The organism is Methanobacterium veterum, assembly GCF_000745485.1.
GTDB classification, from domain to species: Archaea; Methanobacteriota; Methanobacteria; order Methanobacteriales; family Methanobacteriaceae; genus Methanobacterium_D; species Methanobacterium_D veterum.
On the sequence record NZ_KN050693.1, the window covers coordinates 530,104 to 547,154 of the forward strand.

Consider the following 17,051-nt stretch of genomic DNA (forward strand, 5'->3'; position numbering starts at 1 on the left):
TTTTTTACCAAAACGTTTATAAGGTATGAAGTCAAACTAGTGGCAACCTCGAGAAAAAGTCAAATGGATTTTTTTGATGATTGGCAATTGGAGGCGGTATAATTACGAGGAAACTGTTATTTGCAGTCTTATTAGTGGCAAGTATGTCGCTGATTGGTATTGCTGGCGTAAGTGCAGCAAACATTGGGACTGCTACAACACAGACTGGTAATCACCATACTGTGCAAAAAGATATAAATTTACATGATAAATATATAAATACTCTAAAAAAACCGATCAAAACACAAAAAAAGGTCGTTAAAAAGTATAAAACGGTTAAAAAGACTGTTAACACTACAAACAATATTACACAATTTGTGAATAAAAATAAAACAGTGGCTTCATCCAGTAAAAATTCAGTGAAGGCAAAAAATAATACAGTAACAAAATCAGTTCCTAAGTATGCATATGGGGAGAAACCTAAGTACGCATATGGACATAAAAAGAAGGTAAGATATGCCCACAAATGGTACAGATACCATGGTAAATGGTACAGATACCACGGTAAAGTTCACAAATACAAAAAAACTCATAGAGCTCACAGATATCATAGATCAAGTGCAAACAGCTCAAGTATAAAAGCACTAGCTTATTCACTTACAAGAGGTACCAGTTCACAGTACCAGAAAGGAGCTAGAATATTTAATTGGGTACGGAATAACTTGAGATATTCCTTTTATTATAATACTAAACTTGGTGCAGCTGGTGCATTAAAATACAGAAAAGGAAACTGTGCTGATACATCACACCTCGTGGTCGCTTTAGCAAGATCTGCAGGTTTACAGGCAAAATATGGTCACGGGAAAGTCAGATTCTCAAGTGGTAGGATCTATGGGCATGTATGGGCTATAATAAAAGCCAATGGTAGATGGTACACTGCAGATGCATCAAGCAACAGAAACTCTTTCGGTGGAATGAGAGGAAAAGTAGTAAGATTCCAAGGTTATCACAATAGTCTATCATTTTAAGTACATGGCTATTTGAAAACCACCTTAAATACATTAAAACTCAAACATTTGTGTTTGAGCTTTTTTTATTTTTATTTAGTTACCTTATTTTTATTAACGCTCATGCCAGAATGTTGTGCAAATAATATCGTTTCATTTTCATGTGATTGCTGATTAAGTAAATTGCATTTTTTTAAGATGAATCCCCTGTAATCAATTAAAATTACAATTTAACATAAGTAACTCATGCCAGATCCTGAACATGAGCGTAAATTAATTAACAGATTTTTAATATATTATAATATGTTTACTAGTTTTATTGTCATTATATTCATATAAAATTGGTAAAAATTATGCTAAAGTTAATATGAAGTAAATAAAAACTTTTATTTTATTATTATATCTAAATATGGCAATTAATGTAAATTTTGCTTTTAATAGGATTGTAATATCATTGTTTGGTTAGTATTATCACTAAAATTATGTATTAATTAAATTAATATTCCTTTTCCTGTGTAATAATGGTTTAAGACACATGATTTCTGGTAATAGTAAATTAGATATACACATAATGTGCTGATTAATTAAATTTGTTTTTAAAAAACATTGCATGCTCAAAATGCCGGTTTACATAATTTAGTTATATATGCGTAATTAAAAAGCTTAATAATCCCTTAAAAATGGTAATAGAATTTTACGAATTTGTTTAAAATTATTTTTAACTTTAAATATACACTAATGAACTTTTAATTTATAAAAGTATAAACCTATCATGATTTCTTCTGATCTTCATTTTAAATAAGCTCTTAAAACGTTTTAAACTCTAAAAAGAGTGTTTTGAATGCCTTTTTTTCAATTTAAAATCCAAAGCTTTAAATATTATATTTCCCTATCTCCCTTTGTAAATGAATAACCTCAATGGTTTATTTACAATTTGGAAACAATAGGAGGCGGTATTATCAAGCGACACTCGTTGCTTGTAATGTTAATTATCTGCATCATGGCTATCTCTACCATTGGTAGTTCATATGCCACAGTAGATAATCAGCAATCAGCGGAAACTAATGCAGATTCCGCTCTAAATAATAACACAACAGTTAATCAAAACCCAGTTGAAACTGTTAAAAATAACCAAACAGGGATCCAAAATAGGGTTCAAAATAATTCATCAACAGGAACTACAGGAAACAGTACAACAAAAACTCTACAGGCTCAAAATACTACAAATTCTACATCGAATATAAGTTCAAACAGCCAAAATTCAATAAATGCATTAACAAATACACAAAACGCAGTACAAACTGCAGAGACTAACAATCAAAATTCAGCAAATACATCTCTAACAAATTCAGCAAACAATACGACTATTCCACAACTAGCTGCAGCAGGAACCACTTACACCAATGTTCATGGCATCTGGCTTAGAGCCGAAGATGCAGGAAACATTACTGTAAGTGAACTAAAAAAAGCAAATATTACAGATATATTCGTAAAAGCAAATTTAATCTCAGCACCAACTTATTCCAGCGTGTTATCGAGTATTATAACAAAATTCAAGAATTCTGGAATAAGAGTTCATGCATGGATCACCTGTTTCCAGGATGCAAATGGCAAATGGATTAATCCAGCAAATACTACTCAGCAAACAACCTTGTTGAATGCAATTAAAAAGATCGTAACCAATTACAGCGTAGATGGTATCTTTCTGGATTACGTAAGGTATTCTGGAGTAGGAAGCAATACCGCAGGTACAAGTGGAACCAAAACAATAACATCATTCGTTCAAAAAGTCTATAACGCCGTTAAATCGATAAAACCTAAAGCAGCTGTTTCAGCAACAGTAATGCCTGAAGGAGCAACAAATGCAAACACTTATGGACAGAACTATACACAGCTTTCTAAATATCTTGACTTCCTTGTTCCAATGATCTATAAAGGAAATTACGGTCAAAACACTACCTGGATTGGAACGACAACAAAATACATAGTTAATAATGCAGGTGGAAAGCCAGTGATTGTGGGACTTCAGTCTTATATTTCAGACTATGATACAACACCCTTAAGTGCTGGTGAATTGAATGCAGACATTAAATCAGCATTAAGTAATGGGGCATCTGGATATGCACTTTACAGATATGGATTAATCAGTAAAGATTTCATAGCTCCTCCGAGCTTTAATACAAGTGATATTCAAAGTGCTGCAGCGAAAGTAAAAGCATATATTGAAACTAATCACAAACTGCCGAATTATGTAACAATTGGTACCACCCAGGTTACAATGCCTGCATTTTTGAAACTAATGGTTAAAGGGTTAATACAGATAAACAGTAAAATAACAACACCAATAATACTTAAAACAGTAAATAACCCTCAAAATTCCACAGGGTCTTTTACTAAAGGAAATATAAACAAAACAAGTTACATGGATATTGCACAGAGAATCAATTCTTTCATAGATTCAAACGGTCTTGCACCAAACTATGCAACAACTGGCCTCGGAAAAGTTCAGTATGAACAGCTAGTGTACATGTTCTCTAAAATATTGAACTACTACAACACAAATAAGGCTTTACCAAGCTATGTTTCAATGGATCCTGGTGTTAAAGTTTCACCATCGTCGGGTAGTGATATCCAAACCACACAGGTATTTACATTAGACCAGATCAAAAGTGCGGCAACAAGCGTCAAATCTTATATAGAATCTAATCATGATCTGCCAAATTATGTAACAATTGGTTCAGTACAGGTTAAAATGACAGATTTCTTACGTTTGTTACTTATAGGTACAATTGAGGTAAATGATGGATCAAATGCACAGATATCACTTAAAACAGTAAGCGCAGCAGCAACACCAAGTGAAAGCATTAAAAGTGGAAACATAACTAAAGCCAATTATATGGATCTTGCAAATAGGGTCAAAGCATTCATAGATGCAAATGGAGCTTTACCAAACCATGCATCAACTACTCTTGGTGAAATTGGATATTCCTCCTTGATTTACATGTATTCAAAGATACTTGCATATGACAGTACAAACAAGGCTTTACCAAATTATGTTTCGGTAAGTCCGTGGAGTATTGTTTCAACAGTGCCAATACCATCTGAGTTACAGCAGTATCTCAAGGAAACCAAGAATTGTCAGGTGACTAATTCACAGATTCAAGCACTGGCAAAATCAATAACAAGCGGTAAATCTTCTACCTACGATAAGGCAGTAGCAATTTTCAACTGGGTAAGGGACAATATAGGTTATTCCTTCTATTATAACACCAAATATGGGGCGGTAGGTACATTGAATGCCAAAACCGGAAATTGTGTGGATACCGCACACTTGTTAATAGCTCTTGAAAGGGCTGCAGGAATTCCTGCACGATATGAGCATGTTAAGGCTCAATTTACAAGTGGTACATGGTACGGACACGTCATCGCTCAGGTATGGGTGAACGGTAAATGGTACAATGCAGATGGAACCAGTTCCAAGAACACTTTCGGTGTTATCAATAATTGGAATACTGCAACAGCAACATATTATGGCACATATGCTGAATTGCCTTTCTAGGCAAAGCATATGTTTTACTTTTTTAAAATAAGTTTAATTTGACTGTTTAACATATTTAAACTTAAAAATAATTATTTAATTAATATTAATCGATTTACGGTCCGTTTTTAAAAATTTTTTCGTCAAATTCCATTTCTTTGATCTTTTTAATTATTTTACATGAACTGTCGAGTGGAGATTTTTTATAGCTTGTAACTTTTACGACATCTACATCAATGTTCCTTTCTTTGAGCTGTTCTTTAAGTTTTCGAAGATCAAAATCCTGATCAGGACCTATAACAATTATATCTGGCTTTATTTCTTCAACAATTTTAAACATATCGCTAGTATGCCCTAAATAAGCTTCATCAACAGGTTTTAACATTTTAACAACTTCTAACCTTTGATTTTCACCCACAACAGGCACTCTTTTCCTTGCCCTTACAGTAGAATCCCTTGCAATAACTACTACGAGCTTTGCATCATCCCCTCCTAGTTTTTTTGCCTCTTCAAGATAATATCCATGTCCTGGATGAATTATATCGAACGTTCCTGTTGCCATCACTGTTTTCATTTCTTCACCTTGTTTTGCTTTAAATAGATTATGATATGAATCAACATTAGAGGATTTTGATTTATTTATTTTTTGTTAATTGGGTTTATTTCCATCATGTAATTTTAGTCTTTAAAATTAAATATGTAATATACTATTTTTTAGTGATAGTTATACAGCATGTTTCAATTTTATTTATTTTTAACTCCCAAAAATCGAAGTTAGAGAAAAATGCAGTGCATTTTTCTATACTTGAGTAAATGAAATTTCCTCAGCCACAAAAAACCACAGGTTTTTTGTAGGCATGCAAAAATTTTCTATTTTTGCAGTTGCGGAGCAAAGCTCCGCAAACATAAAAAATCGTTGATTTTTGACAGATTTGGAGGATATCAAAATTTTTTGAGGTTCTCAAAAATTCATTCTGAATTTTCGGAACATTCGAAAGCTTTGCTTTTGATGCCCCGAACACAGCGTGTTTGCAGGTTGAAGGAAAACTTGTTTTCCTGAACCCAAAAAATTTGTTTTTTGGGGTTTTTCAAAATCCTCATTAAATAAATAACGATTCCTATATTGGTTCCTAATTCTTTATATAATGTAAATATATTTGTGTAATAAAGATACATCTTTTAATATGAAACTATTGAAAGGAATAGGTACGAGTTCCTATGTTGGAGTTGGGAAAGTACGAAAAATTGAAACTGACCGTGATATTTTACAGATCAAAGAAGGTGAAATTGTTGTGGTTTCAAAAGCTTCAAGAGACATGCTCCAACATCTCCAAAAGGCTGGTGGAGTTATAACAGATTATGGGGGAATTACCAGTCACGTTGCAATTGTACTTAGGGAAATGAGGGTTCCATGTATAGTTGGAACTGGAAATGCAACGGAAATTCTTGAAAATGGGATGATAGTAACTGTTGATGGTAAAACTGGAAACGTTTATGGGGGTTTTATGGAAATTGAAGGTGAAGAAGAACTTTTTGATATTTACAATCCTGCAACAAAAATTAAAGTTAATTTAAATGTCCCTGAGATTGCAGAAAGTGCTGCACTTTATTCAGATGGTGTCGGTTCTATAAGGATTGAGAATATGATGGTGCGGACACTAAAACACCCTTATAAACTTTTGGAGGATGGGGAATTAGTAAATGTTATTGTCAGTGGAGTGAGAAAAATTGCAGATGCATTCTATCCAAAACCAGTATGGTTTAGAACATTTGACATACCAACTGATGAATTGAAACGTTTAAGAGGGGGAGATGTAGAGCCTTATGAAACAAACCCTCTTTTAGGACTTAGGGGCATACAAAAAGATTTAAATAGGATTGATGTGTTAATGGCTGAATTTCAGGCAATTAAATATCTTTTAGATGATGGTTATGATAATATAGGGCTTAAAATTCCATTTGTGAGAGATATTGGTGAGTATATTTTGTCAAAGAAAATTTTAAAAGACGCTGAATTAAGGCCGCATAAAGATATTGATGTGGGAGTCTCTGTTGAAACGCCATCTGTGGTTTTTACATTTGATGAGTTTTTAAAGGAAGGAATTGATTTTATGTCTTTAGGTATGAGTGATCTGGCTATGTGCTCACTGGCTGTTGATAGGAGAAGCGTTAGAGTTGCTAAACTTTTTAATATCATGCATCCTGCTGTTTTGAAAATGGTAGAAATGGTAATTGCAAAATGTAATGGGTATGGTATAGAAAGCAGTGTGTCTGGACATGCTGGGGGAGACCCTGAAATTGTTGAAAAACTCATTAAGTTTGGAATAAGCAGTATTTCTACAAATCCAGATCAGGTGCTTAAAATACGAAAAACAGTCTATAATGTTGAAAATGAGATTATAAAGCGCGGATTTACTTCATAGAAATACTATTTAAATTCATTATTTGGTTAATGATATATTGCATCCATTTACATAAAAGTACTATTAATTTAATTGATAATTTTTGAACATATCATGCTTAGATTGATCAATATTTTAATTTGATACATGATATGGTCTGTGTTATTATCTGTGCATATTTTACGCTATATATTCAAATAAAAAAATGGTTAATTATTTTGGTAATTCAAAGATTTTCGCATGCTGTGCATTTGAGAGCTGTTGAAATTTATAATTTTGATGCCCAAAAATTCCATTTCATGGAATTTTTGAGGCTGTTGAAAAATTTTCAATAACACGATCTTCTATGAAAAATAAAATATCAATGGCCCTTCAACTTCATGATTTTGATGCCAGTAGAGCTTCTTCAAAGTCAATTTTGCCTTTATACAATGCAGAACCTATTACTACACCATATGCATCTGTAAGGCTCAATTTTTTGATATCTTCTATTGAAGTAACTCCTCCTGAGTAAATAATAGGTATATTTACAGCATCTAATAATTCGATTAATGGTACAGTGTCAAATCCATTAAGAAGGCCTTCATAGTCCACATTAGTGAATAGAATACCTCCAGCTCCCTGTTTTTCAAATATTTTTGCAAATTCAGGTGCACTTTTTTCGGTTTTTTCTGTCCAGCCTTTTACCACAACTTTGGAATCTTTACTGTCTAGTGCAATTATTATTCTCTCACTACCAAATTCACCAGAAAGTTCTGCAACGTTTTCAGGATTTTCTATGGCCATAGTACCTAAAATGACCTTATCCACACCCATTTTAAGTAATTCTGCTGCATCTTCTTTTGTTCTTATACCGCCGCCAAGCTGAACTGGAATTGAGACTGTATTTATAATCTCTTTTATTACATCGATATTCTTTTCTTTATCTCCGAAGGCACCATCTAAATTAATAATGTGTAAAATACTGGCGCCTTTTTTTTCCCATTCCTTTGCAACTTCGGCAGGGTTTTCAATGACTACCTGTTCAGTTCCAGGCTTCCCTTGAACTAATTGAACACATTTTCCATCTTTAATATCCACGGCAGGAATTATTAACATATTACTCCTCTTTAAATGTTTGAATATAAAATATAATTTAATTATGTTTATAATATTTTTTTGAAGTTTTTAGAAGATAATAATAATGATCTAACATATATTTTTAAAATAGCCTTAATATCTAAATAAGCAGGATATAAATTATGATTGAAGTTATTATTGAAAATTTGCCTCTTAAGAGGCCAAGGGAGTTAATTTTACCCTTGTTTACAAAAATTACAATTTATTTTGAACTATTTCTGACTGCAATTCTACTTGTTACCATAGTTTTTGCAGATAAAAGCTTTTTATCTTTTTTATCGCTTTTTTCAATTTCAGACTCTATTTTTTGAAGTAGAGACTCTAAATCATCACCTTTGCAATGATTAACTTCTTCTATGATGTCTTTATATCTATTTTCATCTTTTTTATTTTTATGAGTACTTTGGTTTTTAAATAGTCCCATTTCGTTCATACCTCTATATTTTTTACAATGACTCTGTTTGTTTCATTAAGTATTTAGATTTTTTTGTACGGGGACATAAGATGTAATGGTAAAAATAAATTAGTATTTATCCATGTAAGTATTGACATTAAAGTAATATTAGTTATTTAATTTAATTTTTTTTATTATGCAGATTTATATCGTTTATAGTGAATGACCAAATATTTTTGACTAACTATAAGAAATTTGTTTATGTGCTTTAAACTCTCGAATGTTCATAAAATCCTTTGAATTTTCCTTAATTTATCAATGTAAACTTAATTAACTACTGTCAAAACTTTCAGTTTTGACGTATCGAAAATCGTGGATTTTCGAATATCCAAAATCTATAAGTTTAGAAAGTTAAGTTATTCACTATAAATTTGTAGTAAATTTTATAAATTTATTATCACAAATAATAAGCAGAGATATTATATTTTAATAATTGATGGATTATGTGGAGTATGAAATTAACTTAAAGGGGGATTAATATGAAATCTGTGGAAATAACTGGAAATATGGATTCTAAAAGAAAATTATTAATGGGCTTGTTCTGGACTAACCGTAAAGGTGTAAGAAGTGAAGGCTGTGCTCCATTTTTAATTGAAAAGATCGAAACGGAAAATAATACATATACTCCTGATGAGGGTAAATTTCTTAAATTATCTGAGGATATTTTAAATGATATTTTAGAAAATATAGATGATAAAAAAGAAGTTAAATTTGATATTAAGCTTGGTGAAGAAGATATTAAAGCATCATTTAAAGATAATGTGTTTTCTGTAGATACAACCAAGACTAAAGACCTTGAAGATGAAATAATCGAAAAAATAGGGCAAGAAGAAAAAAGAAAATATCCAAATATCTGTTTTTCATTCCCACCACGTGTTGGAATTCGTAAATACCCTTAATTAATTTTCTTTACTTATTTTAAGGGCATGAAATGTCAAATGTTCTTAAATTGCTTTTTAAATTAAGTAATTTTCTATTTTATAGGATATGTATATAGGATAAGGTTTGTATTAATTATAATTAAATACAATTTTTAAATAAAGACAAAATCATGATCTATTCTTTTCAAAATCCTGTCTGATTACAAGATCAATTTTGGATATGATATAACTGAGAATAATTTTTTGTTGTATTTCTATACTTGAATTATGGTGAATGAAGTAATTTTTTAAACTTATAAATTAGGTAATTAATTAAATTTACATCTTTAAATTAAAACACATAAAGAAATTATATTATTAAATAAGCGTCAAAAATATTTGGTCATTCATTATAAATAGAACGTTATCTAGGTGAAACAATGAGAAAAGTAGCTTTAAAAGTAGCTTATATAGGAACAGACTTTCATGGATTTCAAAGACAGCCTGATTTTAAAACAGTAGAAGGCGAACTTATAGATGCTTTAAAGAATGCTAATTTAATAGATAATCTAAAGGATTCAGGATATGCAATAGCAGGCAGAACTGACAGGGGAGTTCATGCGCTTGGTAACGTAGTTTCGTTTAGAACACCAGAAGATGTCATAATAAACCAGATCAATGATTTTTTACCTAAAAGCATACGAATTTTAGCCAAAGCAGGGGTACGTTTTGGATTTAAGCCAAGGTTTGCAAAATACCGGCATTACAGGTATACCATTGTAAATAATGATGATCTTAACTTAGATAAAATTAAAGAGGCATCTCAAATTTTTCAAGGCAACCATGATTTTTCTAATTTCTCAAAAAGAAGTGAAAGAAATCCTGTAAGGAAAGTAGATAATGTAGAAATAAATGTAAATGATAACCTTTTGATAATTGATGTAATTGGAGAAAGTTTCCTATGGAATATGGTTCGAAAAATAGCAACTGCCCTTTTTTTGGTTGGAAATGGCGAATTGAGTATAAAAAAACTTCAAACATTTTTTGATCCATCAACTACTGCTGCTATTACACCCATGCCTCCAGAAGGGCTTATTCTTATGGATACAATTTATGAAGGAGTGACCTTCAAATATGATGAATATGCAAAAAGCAAGTTCTTATCTGCACTTATGGATGAATATACATATAATCAGACTATTGCTGCTGCAGAAAAGATCATGATGGATGAATTAATTGGCCATTAATCAGTTAAGTTATTACTCTTAATTATAATTTATCCGGAAATTATTGCTTATTAAAAACTGTTATAAATCATTTTAATTTTAATATTATGCTTATTTTAATCTTAAAAGTAAATAATAGTATTTAACATATTTTTTTTATCTAAATGTGCATTATTATGCTCTTAATATTGTTAATTCAATAAAATATGAAGATTTATAATGATCAAACTTGCTTAACAAAAAACGAGATTATAAAAGCTATTATCGTACAATAAACTATATTTTCCTTTTATTTTGAAATACCATAATTATTTAAGTGTTTAACTAGAATAATAATAATGGGTGATATTATAAGAACAATAATGATGGCTGGTGGAAAAGGGACAAGATTGCGACCCCTAACATTAGTAAGGCCTAAACCAATGATACCTCTGGTAAATAAGCCTATTATAGAATATACTGTTAATAAGTTGAAAAAGTCAGGATTTAACGATCTTATAATGACTTTGAATTATATGTCAACAAATATTAAAAAATACTTTAAAGACGGTTCTGAGTTTGGTATAGATATAAGATATTCGGTTGAAAAATGGCCCCTGGGAACTGGAGGAAGTGTTAAAAAAGCAGAAAAATATATAGATGATACATTTATGGTTGTAAGTGGGGATGTGCTCACTGATGTTGACTTTAAAGATGTTGTAAGGTATCATAAAGAAAAAGGGGCAATTGCAACAATGGTACTAACTGAAGTTGAAGATCCCACCCATTTTGGAATAGCAGTAATGGATAGGGACCATAAAATAACTGAATACCTGGAGAAACCATCTCCAGAAGAGGCATTCAGTAATGTTGCAAATACTGGAATTTACATTTTTGAGCCTGAGATATTCGACTTTTTTGATGATAAAGAGAAAGAAGTTGATTTCTCAAAGGATATTTTCCCTGAAGTAATAAAACAGGATGCCGGAATATATGGGTACGTATTCGATGGGTACTGGAACGATATTGGTAGGCCTGAAACATATCTTGAAGCTACCTATGATATTTTAGACCAGAAAACAGATCAAAACTTCTATAAAACAAAAATGGAAGAGAGTATTGGAAAAATAGGAAATATTTGGGTCGGAGAAAATGTTTTTATAGATGAAAAAGCCAGAATAGAGGGTCCTGTAGTAATTGGAAACAACTGTACAATTGAGGAAGGATGTAAAATATCAAGGGGAAGTGTAATAGGGGATAATGTCTCAATTGGAAAGGATGTAAACATCGACGGGGCAGTTCTTTTTCCAAACAGTATAATTGAAGATAATTCTTTCTTAAATGGATGTATAATAGATACAAAATGTTTGATTGATAAAAACACCGTTGTAGAAAATGGTGTTGTAACTGGAAGTCTTGTTGAAATTGGAAGAAACAGTATCGTACGCTCTTCACGGTCTATAACTAATAATATGAAAATTGTACCAAATTCCATAATTGATTCGGATTATGTGCTGGAGGCCAAATAATTTACTAGATAATTTGCAATAGAACAAAAAACTCTTTTAAAATTGGAGGGTCCTTTATTTAATGAAATAAATCCCTCATTCAAATTATCTAAATAGATTATGTGAATAAAATTTCTTTCGGAGATTAAAATGTCATTGTATATAAACGAAATTAGGGGAGTTGTAAATTCTGAGATAACCAACGAGTTTGCATCAAATTTGGGTAATATAATTGGAAATTTTGTTAGATCTGGAAAAAAGGTCATAGTTGGACGTGATATAAACGATCCATCTCAGATGATCAAACGGTCCATAACTGCAGGTATACTGGCAGCAGGGATCGATGTAATTGATTTTGGTATTGCACCTATACCTACTGTTCACTATGGTGCAGATCTCTATAATACAGACGTTCTTGTCACTATAACTGCATCACATATGAACCCTGAAGAAATAGATATTAAAGTCTTCAGCAATCATGAAATACCATTAACCCAAAGGCACGCTGAGAAGGTATCATGGGATAAAGTGGGCCAGCTTTCATATGTGCATGATTACGTTGATAAATATTTAAATGCAGTGTTGGAAAATACAGAAAAGAATGTTATAAGCAGTAGGGCACCTAAAGTGGTTATAGACTGTGCAAATGGTTCGGCTGTACAGTTTTTGCCTGAGATTTTAAGCAGGTTGGGCTGTGATGTCATACTATTTGGATGCCAGCCCACCAATGTAAGTACTAAAAAATTTGCAGAACCAACTCCTGAAAGTGTCTCTCTGGTTTCAAACCTTGTAAATGCCGTAGGCGCAGATATGGGAATTGCAATGGATAACGATGGTGATAGGGTGATTTTCATTGATGAAAAGGGAAATGTGATAAGGGATCAAACTGTACTTGCAATACTTGCACGGGAAGCTTTAATTGAAAATCCAGAGGGGACGATTGTATCTTCAGTTACAGCATCAATGTCTCTGGATGAAATAGTATCAGATCAGGGGGGTAAACTTCTAAAAGCACCAATGAACTGTGTTTTAGATGAAATAATAAAAAATAAGGCAGTATTCGGTGGAGATGATTCTGGAATGTATGTATTTCCACAGTTCCAGGAATGCTTTGATGCAATCTTTGCGGCGGTTAAGATGTTAGAAATAATTTGCAAGCACAACAAAACATTTTCTACCCTGGTTAACGAAATACCAGAGTATCCAAGAACTGTTTTTTCTGTAAACTGCGAACATGATGAAAAACAGAAAGTTTTAACGAATTTAGAAGAAAATTTAAAAGAAAATGGCGAAATTGATACTACTGAAGGAATTAAAATGCAGGAAGAAGATTCTTTTGTTCTTGTACGTCCTTCCAGGTTTGAGCCGCTGCTTCGAGTTTATGTTGAGGCTAAATCTTCAGGTAAACTGCAGAAGTTGAGCCATGATATAAATAAAATGATGTAATTTTAATTAATTTTCGCTCATGCCCAGAAGGTTGTGTAAATAATATCACTTCATTTTCACGTGATTACTGGTTAAGTAAATTGCATTTTTTTAAGATAAATCCCCTATAATCAATTAAAACTACAATTTAACAGGAAGTATAACTCATGCACAGGATCATGTACATGAGCGAATAAGTTTTATAAATGAGTTTGGGTAACATTTTATATTTTACCAAATATCATTTAAAATTCCATTTAGTATTAAATTTGGCTTTGAAAATATAATTGTAGAATGGATAAAAAGTATATGAAAGATTATTCTTTATTTTTTTGGATTACTGGAATTATTCTTGTAATAATAGCTTTTTTTGTAACTAATATGCCTATAAAATCTGAAATGGCATTTATTTCTGGAATTTTTATTATTGCACTATCATTACCTGCTTATTTTGCTTCTATAAAGTGGTTAGGATACAAAAAAGGTTTATTTTTCATAATAATTATGAGTATTTATGCTGTTTCTATTGAAACATTTGCAATAATCACGGGATTTCCTTATTCAGAATTTGTATATACTAATCTTATTGGGTTCAAGGTTTTTGGATACACTCCATATACAGTTCCTTTTGCTTATGTACCTTTATTTATAGGCAGTATTTATCTGGCAGCATTAAAATCTAGAAATTATATTGAAATATCTTTATTTACTGCATTTTTTGTTCTACTCGCGGATTTAGTTCTTGATCCTGCAGCAGTGGCTCTAAATTTTTGGATATATAAAATTCAAGGGGTTTATTATGGTATTCCATTAATGAACTTTATTGGCTGGATATTAACTGGTTTTTTAGCTGCTGTAGTAAGCATTGTGTTACTAAAAGGTAAATTATTTGATCCTAATAAGCCAGAAGCCTTAATTTCAAGTTTATTTTTAATTCTGTGCTTCTGGACACCTTCATGTTTTTATTTAAAACTGTGGATTCCAGGGATTATCGGGACAGTGTTTTTAATTTTTATTTTAAATGGTAGTAAGGGAAAAATAGGAAATTATTCTAATTAAATGATTTATAAAACCTTAATTTGTTTTTTTAAATGATTTAAACAATTTTTTATTATTTTCAATTTTAAATATTCACAATTTTTACGGCTAAAAAATATAAAGCATTATAAACATAAATTATTAAAAATTTACTAAAAATTATTATGTCTTAATTGTAATTATGTGGTAAAAATGAAAGCGATAATTGTAGGTGCTGGATTTGGTGGATTGTCTCTAGCAGCATTACTTGCAAAAAATGGATTTAATGTAACAGTCCTTGAAAAAAATGAACAACCTGGCGGAAGGGCTAGTGTTTATAATGATGAAGATTTTTATTTTGATATGGGTCCATCATGGTATCTAATGCCGGATGTATACGAAAAATTCTTTGCTGAGTTTGGGAAGAAACCAGAAGATTTTTTCAAGTTAGAAAGACTTGATCCGTCTTACAGGATATTTTTTGGAAACAAAAAATCTGTAGATGTAGCAGCAGACATTGAAAAAAATTATATTCTTTTTGACAGTCTTGAAGAAAATGGAGCGAAAAAATTAGAAGAATATCTGAAATCTTCAAAGGAATTATACGATTTTTCATTAAATGAAATGTTGTACAAAGATTATACTTCCATACTGGACTTTTTTAACGGTAAACTTCTACTTAAAGGATATAAAATGAATATTTTGGAAAATTTGCAGCACTATGTAAACAAGAAATTTGAAAGTGACGAAGCAAGAAAAATTCTTGAGTATGCTATAGGATTTCTTGGGGGTGCTCCTGCTAATACTCCTTCATTTTACCATCTTATGTCCCATGTAGACCTTACAATGGGAGTTTTTTACCCTCAAGGAGGAATGAGAAAAGTTGTAGATTCAATATATAAACTGGCACAATCATATGGTGTTAACTTTCAATTTAATGAGCCAGTTGAAATGTTGGATATTCATGATCATAACGTTAAAAGAGTTATAACAAGTAAAGCAGATTATGATGTTGATTTAGTTATTGTAAATGCAGATTACGCGCATTCTGAACTAAATTTCCTTACAAATGATAATAGGACATATAATGCTAAATACTGGGATTCAAGGGTTATGGCACCATCTGCAATGGTTGTATATTTAGGTGTTGATCACACAATTGACAAACTGGTTCATCACAATCTCTTTTTAGATGATGACTGGGAACATGGTTTCGATACGATATTTGATTCTAAAAAAGCAGCATGGCCTGAAAATCCTTCTTATTATGTGAATGTTCCATCAAGAACAGATTCATCTGCAGCTCCACAAGGTTCAGATACACTATTTATATTAATACCCCTTGCTCCGGGGCTTGAAGATAATTCTAAACTCCGAGAGAATTTCTATAATAAAATAATGGATGATCTTGAATCTAAAATTGATGAAAACATCAGAGATCATACTGTCGTAAAGCGTATATTCGCGCTAGATGACTTTAAAAGCCGTTATAATGCATATAAAGGAACTGCTTTAGGATTATCTCATACATTAAGGCAGTCTGCATTATGGAGGCCTGCCCATAAAAGCAAGAAAGTTAAAAATTTGTATTATTCTGGCCATTACACACACCCTGGAATTGGAGTTCCAATGACACTTATTTCATCTCAAATCGTCGCAGGTGAGCTTTCAGGTAAATTTTTGTAGAGTGAGAACACATGATAGATCAAACCATTTACTCTATATTTAAAGGTGGAAGTAAAACTTATTTTTACAGCACCCTATTTTTCCCTAAAAATGTTAAAGAAGATGTTTTTGTACTTTACAGCTTTTTGAGAAAGGCTGATGACTATGTAGATTCTATTCCTCAAGATACTGAAGGGTTTTATTCTTTTAAAGAGAGATATTATCAGGGAATTAATGGTTCTAGAACAGGAGACGTAGTAATAGATTCGTTTGTTAGCCTTATAAAACGAAAAAATTTTGATACAAGTTGGGTTGATTCATTTTTAGCTTCAATGGAGATGGATATTACAAAATCAACCTATGACACAATGAAAGATCTCCTTGTTTATCTTTATGGTTCTTCTGAAGTTGTGGGGCTTTTTATGGCTAAAATTATGGATTTATCGCAGGATTCTTATGAGAATGCACGTTATTTGGGGAGGGCTATGCAGTATATAAACTTCATAAGGGATATTCCTGAAGATATCGAGCTTGGAAGAACTTATTTTCCTCAAAGTGATCTTGAATTTTTTAATCTTGAATCTCTAGATGAAGAATGTATCCGTAAAAAATCAGAAAAATTCAATGCTTTTGTTAGAAAACAATTAGATACTTATTATTCATGGCAAAAAGAAGCAGAAGGGGGATTCTCTTATATACCTTTTAGATATTTAGTTCCAATTAAAACAGCATCAGATCTTTATAAATGGACGGGATCGCAGATTAAAAAGCATCCTCATGTTGTGTATCAAAAAAAGGTCAAGCCTTCATTTCCTAATATTATTTCTAAAGTTTTATTTAATTCAGTAAGCGCAGGTTTAAGTTTTAAGTGA

General features: G+C 31.5%; 13 protein-coding genes. 10 read left to right on the forward strand and 3 right to left on the reverse strand.

Annotation, left to right across the window (positions count from 1 at the left end; all coding sequences use genetic code 11):
- Nucleotides 1-80: 80 nt before the first annotated feature.
- Nucleotides 81-1,007, forward strand: coding sequence for a transglutaminase-like domain-containing protein (locus tag EJ01_RS16705; RefSeq protein WP_245611210.1), 927 nt, complete (start codon nucleotides 81-83; stop codon nucleotides 1,005-1,007).
- A gap of 913 nt (nucleotides 1,008-1,920) precedes the next feature.
- Nucleotides 1,921-4,545, forward strand: a complete 2,625-nt coding sequence (locus EJ01_RS16710; protein WP_157197549.1) for a pseudomurein-binding repeat-containing protein — start codon at nucleotides 1,921-1,923, stop codon at nucleotides 4,543-4,545.
- Nucleotides 4,546-4,639: 94 nt separating this feature from the next.
- Here the strand turns inward: EJ01_RS16710 and EJ01_RS12800 are convergent, their stop codons facing one another.
- Nucleotides 4,640-5,098 carry an adenylyltransferase/cytidyltransferase family protein gene (locus tag EJ01_RS12800; protein WP_211251411.1) on the reverse strand — a complete coding sequence of 153 codons (459 nt, stop codon included), beginning with the start codon at nucleotides 5,096-5,098 and terminating at the stop codon, nucleotides 4,640-4,642.
- Nucleotides 5,099-5,708: 610 nt separating this feature from the next.
- On the opposite strand from EJ01_RS12800, the gene EJ01_RS12805 reads away from it, so the two are divergent.
- The gene (locus EJ01_RS12805) at nucleotides 5,709-6,947 is read left to right on the forward strand and encodes a putative PEP-binding protein (protein ID WP_048080785.1); all 1,239 of its coding nucleotides are present in this window, start codon (nucleotides 5,709-5,711) and stop codon (nucleotides 6,945-6,947) included.
- Between the two features lie 357 nt (nucleotides 6,948-7,304).
- Here the strand turns inward: EJ01_RS12805 and hisA are convergent, their stop codons facing one another.
- A complete protein-coding gene (hisA, locus tag EJ01_RS12810) occupies nucleotides 7,305-8,024 on the reverse strand; it encodes a 1-(5-phosphoribosyl)-5-[(5-phosphoribosylamino)methylideneamino]imidazole-4-carboxamide isomerase (RefSeq protein WP_048080784.1) in 720 nt (239 codons plus the stop codon).
- 223 nt (nucleotides 8,025-8,247) lie between these two features.
- Complete coding sequence (locus tag EJ01_RS12815; RefSeq protein ID WP_157203593.1) at nucleotides 8,248-8,478, reverse strand: hypothetical protein; 231 nt, start codon at nucleotides 8,476-8,478, stop codon at nucleotides 8,248-8,250.
- Between the two features lie 500 nt (nucleotides 8,479-8,978).
- Here EJ01_RS12815 and EJ01_RS12820 point away from each other — a divergent pair, with 500 nt between their 5' ends.
- The 7 genes from EJ01_RS12820 to EJ01_RS12850 all read left to right on the forward strand — a co-directional run bounded on the left by EJ01_RS12820 (nucleotide 8,979) and on the right by EJ01_RS12850 (nucleotide 17,051).
- A complete protein-coding gene (locus tag EJ01_RS12820) occupies nucleotides 8,979-9,398 on the forward strand; it encodes a hypothetical protein (RefSeq protein ID WP_048080782.1) in 420 nt (139 codons plus the stop codon).
- 401 nt (nucleotides 9,399-9,799) lie between these two features.
- The gene (gene truA / locus EJ01_RS12825; RefSeq protein WP_048080781.1) at nucleotides 9,800-10,606 is read left to right on the forward strand and encodes a tRNA pseudouridine(38-40) synthase TruA; all 807 of its coding nucleotides are present in this window, start codon (nucleotides 9,800-9,802) and stop codon (nucleotides 10,604-10,606) included.
- A 317-nt stretch (nucleotides 10,607-10,923) separates the two neighbouring features.
- Nucleotides 10,924-12,093, forward strand: coding sequence for a nucleotidyltransferase family protein (locus EJ01_RS12830; protein ID WP_084689218.1), 1,170 nt, complete (start codon nucleotides 10,924-10,926; stop codon nucleotides 12,091-12,093).
- Between the two features lie 129 nt (nucleotides 12,094-12,222).
- The gene (locus EJ01_RS12835; protein WP_048080780.1) at nucleotides 12,223-13,518 is read left to right on the forward strand and encodes a hypothetical protein; all 1,296 of its coding nucleotides are present in this window, start codon (nucleotides 12,223-12,225) and stop codon (nucleotides 13,516-13,518) included.
- 288 nt (nucleotides 13,519-13,806) lie between these two features.
- Complete coding sequence (cruF, locus tag EJ01_RS12840) at nucleotides 13,807-14,556, forward strand: bisanhydrobacterioruberin hydratase CruF (RefSeq protein ID WP_084689219.1); 750 nt, start codon at nucleotides 13,807-13,809, stop codon at nucleotides 14,554-14,556.
- A 171-nt stretch (nucleotides 14,557-14,727) separates the two neighbouring features.
- Nucleotides 14,728-16,200, forward strand: a complete 1,473-nt coding sequence (locus EJ01_RS12845) for a phytoene desaturase family protein (protein WP_048080778.1) — start codon at nucleotides 14,728-14,730, stop codon at nucleotides 16,198-16,200.
- An 11-nt stretch (nucleotides 16,201-16,211) separates the two neighbouring features.
- Nucleotides 16,212-17,051, forward strand: coding sequence for a phytoene/squalene synthase family protein (locus EJ01_RS12850; RefSeq protein WP_048080777.1), 840 nt, complete (start codon nucleotides 16,212-16,214; stop codon nucleotides 17,049-17,051).

Coding starts and splice junctions, on each gene's coding strand:
- cruF (WP_084689219.1), top strand. CDS start 13,807: ATGAAAGATTATTCTTTATTTTTTTGGATTACTGGAATTATTCTTGTA.
- EJ01_RS12830 (WP_084689218.1), top strand. CDS start 10,924: ATGGGTGATATTATAAGAACAATAATGATGGCTGGTGGAAAAGGGACA.
- EJ01_RS12800 (WP_211251411.1), bottom strand. CDS start 5,098: ATGAAAACAGTGATGGCAACAGGAACGTTCGATATAATTCATCCAGGA.
- EJ01_RS12815 (WP_157203593.1), bottom strand. CDS start 8,478: ATGAACGAAATGGGACTATTTAAAAACCAAAGTACTCATAAAAATAAA.
- EJ01_RS12820 (WP_048080782.1), top strand. CDS start 8,979: ATGAAATCTGTGGAAATAACTGGAAATATGGATTCTAAAAGAAAATTA.
- EJ01_RS12845 (WP_048080778.1), top strand. CDS start 14,728: ATGAAAGCGATAATTGTAGGTGCTGGATTTGGTGGATTGTCTCTAGCA.
- EJ01_RS12805 (WP_048080785.1), top strand. CDS start 5,709: ATGAAACTATTGAAAGGAATAGGTACGAGTTCCTATGTTGGAGTTGGG.
- EJ01_RS12850 (WP_048080777.1), top strand. CDS start 16,212: ATGATAGATCAAACCATTTACTCTATATTTAAAGGTGGAAGTAAAACT.
- EJ01_RS12835 (WP_048080780.1), top strand. CDS start 12,223: ATGTCATTGTATATAAACGAAATTAGGGGAGTTGTAAATTCTGAGATA.
- hisA (WP_048080784.1), bottom strand. CDS start 8,024: ATGTTAATAATTCCTGCCGTGGATATTAAAGATGGAAAATGTGTTCAA.
- truA (WP_048080781.1), top strand. CDS start 9,800: ATGAGAAAAGTAGCTTTAAAAGTAGCTTATATAGGAACAGACTTTCAT.